This window comes from Agrobacterium sp. MCAB5 (genome assembly GCF_052114365.1).
In the GTDB taxonomy this organism is placed as follows: domain Bacteria; phylum Pseudomonadota; class Alphaproteobacteria; order Rhizobiales; family Rhizobiaceae; genus Agrobacterium; species Agrobacterium tumefaciens.
On sequence record NZ_JBFREP010000292.1, the window covers coordinates 1 to 422 of the forward strand.

Below are 422 nucleotides of genomic sequence, written 5' to 3' on the forward strand. Positions count from 1 at the left end.
GATCGCGCCTGAGCGGTTGTCCAGCTTGAGACACGGCGTCGATGCCACCCAACACCACACAACTTGGCAATTCCGTTGAAAAGCCCGAATGACAATCAGTGAGCCGTAAGATCGCGCAAACGATGCGGTTTTTTGATTACGGCCTCGGTTTTTGTGGAAACCTTATCAGAGGTTTAGTATAAAGCTGGCCTACAGCGCGTGCTGCGTGCGCTGCGGGTTCCCCCGAAATCCACGGAGACTAAGATCAACTTCCAGCTAAGGGAGCGTGAACCTGTGTCTTCGACATCAAATCCAGGTCGCATTAATTCCACACTTCGCAAGTTTCTCGACAATGAGGCCTCAGGTGGCCTTGTTCTTATGGCCGTCGCGCTTTTGGCGATCATCACGGCCAACTCACCTTTGGCTGAGGATTACTTCCATAT

Annotated in this window: 1 protein-coding gene; it reads left to right on the top strand. The window is 52.1% G+C overall.

Going from position 1 to position 422, the window contains the following annotated elements:
• Window positions 1-273: 273 nt before the first annotated feature.
• On the top strand, window positions 274-422 hold a 149-nt coding region (locus tag AB4Z23_RS28685), incomplete at its 3' end, for a Na+/H+ antiporter NhaA (protein ID WP_441361335.1).